The 2,820-nt window shown below is 48.6% G+C and carries 5 protein-coding genes; all 5 read right to left on the reverse strand.

Going from position 1 to position 2,820, the window contains the following annotated elements:
- Positions 1-429 (reverse strand): 50S ribosomal protein L10 (gene rplJ, locus J5F18_RS20545; protein ID WP_346300329.1); only part of this gene is annotated, 429 nt, incomplete at its 3' end.
- 252 nt (positions 430-681) lie between these two features.
- Positions 682-1,383, reverse strand: coding sequence for a 50S ribosomal protein L1 (gene rplA / locus J5F18_RS20550; protein WP_346300330.1), 702 nt, complete (start codon positions 1,381-1,383; stop codon positions 682-684).
- Positions 1,384-1,388: 5 nt separating this feature from the next.
- Positions 1,389-1,817 carry a 50S ribosomal protein L11 gene (gene rplK / locus J5F18_RS20555; RefSeq protein ID WP_126794708.1) on the reverse strand — a complete coding sequence of 143 codons (429 nt, stop codon included), beginning with the start codon at positions 1,815-1,817 and terminating at the stop codon, positions 1,389-1,391.
- Positions 1,818-1,932: 115 nt separating this feature from the next.
- Positions 1,933-2,478, reverse strand: coding sequence for a transcription termination/antitermination protein NusG (gene nusG, locus J5F18_RS20560; protein WP_126794709.1), 546 nt, complete (start codon positions 2,476-2,478; stop codon positions 1,933-1,935).
- Between the two features lie 12 nt (positions 2,479-2,490).
- A partial coding sequence (gene secE, locus J5F18_RS20565; RefSeq protein WP_346300331.1) for a preprotein translocase subunit SecE occupies positions 2,491-2,820 on the reverse strand: 330 nt, incomplete at its 5' end.

Genomic DNA, 2,820 nt, shown 5'->3' on the forward strand with positions numbered 1-2,820 from the left:
GAAGGTAGCAAGCAATTTTGCCAACGCTTCGTCGCGTGTCGGAAGTGATGCAACGGCTTCGAGCTTGTCTGCGCCGAGCAAACCAGAACCGATAGACAGAGCTGTTACTTTCAGGTGCTTTGATTCTTTCTGAGCGTCTTTGAACAAACGAGCAGCAGTGCCCGGAGCGTCAATAGAGAACCCATAAACCAATGGACCTTTCAGTGCAGGCTCGATATCTTCGAACTTCGTACCTTCAAGTGCGCGCTTAGCAAGAGTATTCCGAATAACTTTCAGATATACGCCCTGCTCACGTGCCTTGCGGCGAAGTGCGGTCAGTTCTGCAACTTCCATTCCACGATACTCAGCAACAGCGACGGATAGTGCTTCTGAAGCAACGTCGTTAATTTCCTTAACGATTGCCTTTTTTGCGCCTAAACCTAGTGCCACTAGTATCACCTCTTCTTTGGGGATTGAGCCAAGGCTCGCCTCCCGAACGTTACAATGTGATGAATTTGGTCATAAAACCGCCTTCATCGCTTTGTTACGGTGAATCTCTACCCAGAGAGTCTGAGTCGGATATCACCATCTGCGCGGGCTTTCATGATTAAGCTTATAACATCTCGTTATGAGCGCCTGCGGTCTTGGATGGGAGCCACATCGTACTGAGAGGCGACTCCAACCCTAAAACTTTTACAGATTTTAGTTACGTACGTCCAAAGAACCTTGGTCGATACGTACACCTGCGCCCATAGTGGTCGACAGGCTAACACGGCCGATATAAGTACCTTTCGCAGAAGATGGCTTGGCTTTTTTCAGCGCGCCAATCAATGCTTCTAAGTTCTCTTTCAGCTTCGCGTCTTCAAAATCTACACGACCGATCGTGCAGTGAATAATACCGTTCTTGTCGTTACGATACCGCACCTGACCCGCTTTTGCATTTTTAACTGCAGTTTCTACGTCAGGGGTAACCGTACCGGTTTTCGGGTTTGGCATTAGGCCACGTGGACCTAAGATTTGACCCAACTGGCCAACAACACGCATAGCGTCTGGAGAAGCGATAACGACGTCAAAGTTCATTTCGCCTTTCTTCACTTGCTCAGCAAGGTCTTCCATGCCGACCAGTTCTGCACCAGCAGCTTTTGCTTTGTCTGCATTTGCGCCAGAAGTAAATACGGCAACGCGAACGTCACGACCAGTACCGTTAGGTAGTACAGTTGCACCACGAACGTTTTGGTCAGATTTACGAGCGTCGATGCCCAAGTTCACTGCAACGTCAACGCTTTCAGTGAACTTAGCAGTTGCTAACTTTTTCAGTAAAGCAACAGCTTCGTTAAAATCGTAATCGCGAGTGTTATCAACAGCTTCACGAATTGCTTTCATACGTTTGGTTAAACGTGCCATGGTGATTACCCCTCTACCTTCAGGCCCATTGAACGAGCAGAACCTGCGATAGTACGCACAGCGGCGTCGAGGTCAGCTGCAGTCAAATCTGGCTCTTTTGTTTTAGCAATCTCTTCCAACTGAGCACGGGTAACAGTTCCCACTTTCTCAGTGTTAGGACGGCCTGAACCACTCTTGATGCCGGCTGCTTTTTTCAGCAAGAAGGCTGCAGGAGGAGTTTTGGTGATGAAGGTAAATGAACGATCTTCAAATACTGTAATTTCAACAGGAACTGGCGCGCCTTTTTCAAGCTGGTCAGTAGAAGCGTTGAATGCTTTACAGAATTCCATGATGTTCACACCGTGTTGACCTAGTGCAGGACCAACGGGTGGTGACGGGTTTGCCGCACCAGCTGCTACTTGCAGCTTGATGATGGCGGAAACTTTCTTAGCCATGATAGACCTCTATTATAAAGGGTAAAACGCCTCGTAAGCCAAGAGGAGACTTACTCAAACGGCTTCCCAAATGTGAAAAAACGGAGGCGGATTGTATAGTAATCCGCCAACGGGATCAAGTCTTTTCGACTTGACTGAAATCTAAATCAACCGGCGTAGACCGACCGAAAATAGAAACAGAAACTTTCATGCGGCTCTTGTCGTAATCCACTTCTTCAACTGTACCGTTGAAGTCAGCGAATGGTCCGTCATTGACGCGAACCACTTCACCCGGCTCGAACAAGGTTTTCGGCCGCGGACGGTCAGCATTTTCGCTGATCCGGTTCAAGATTAAATCCGCTTCTTTTTGCGAAATAGGTGCTGGACGCTCAGCTGTACCACCGATAAAGCCAAGCACACGAGGCGTGCTCTTGACTAGGTGCCAGGTGTCTTCGTCCATGGCCATTTCCACCAGAACATAACCTGGGAAAAACTTACGCTCAGCCTTGCGACGCTGCGAACCACGCATTTCCACGACTTGCTCAGTTGGCACTAAAATCTGGCCAAACTTCTCTTCCATGCCGTGCGTTTTGATGTATTCAGCAAGCGTCTTAGCAACTCGGCCTTCGTAACCGGAAAAAGCTTGCACCACATACCAACGTTTTTTCTTGGGTTCGGTCATCGAAAGGTCTCCTTAGACACGAATACCGGTTGCCAGACCGACAACACGAACAAAAATGCCGTCTAAGCCCCACAAAATCAGAGCAACAATAATGGTTGCTACAATCACGATTAGTGTCGTTTGTGATGCTTCTTTACGCGTTGGCCATACGACTTTACGAACTTCCGTACGACTTTCTTTAGCGAAACCTAAGAAGGTTTTGCCTTTGCCTGTCTGTGCGGCAACGAAGCCAGCAGCAGCGACTAGCACTACGACACCAACTGCGCGCAGAACCACGGAAAGATCGTCAAGAAGATAATTTCCGACGACGGCTGCGGACAATAATACCGCGACAGCAATCCA

The organism is Halomonas sp. BM-2019, from assembly GCF_017584085.1.

Bases quoted from the DNA above. Each gene is read 5' to 3' on its own strand.
- nusG (WP_126794709.1), bottom strand. From the start codon at position 2,478: ATGACCGAACCCAAGAAAAAACGTTGGTATGTGGTGCAAGCTTTTTCC.
- rplK (WP_126794708.1), bottom strand. From the start codon at position 1,817: ATGGCTAAGAAAGTTTCCGCCATCATCAAGCTGCAAGTAGCAGCTGGT.
- rplA (WP_346300330.1), bottom strand. From the start codon at position 1,383: ATGGCACGTTTAACCAAACGTATGAAAGCAATTCGTGAAGCTGTTGAT.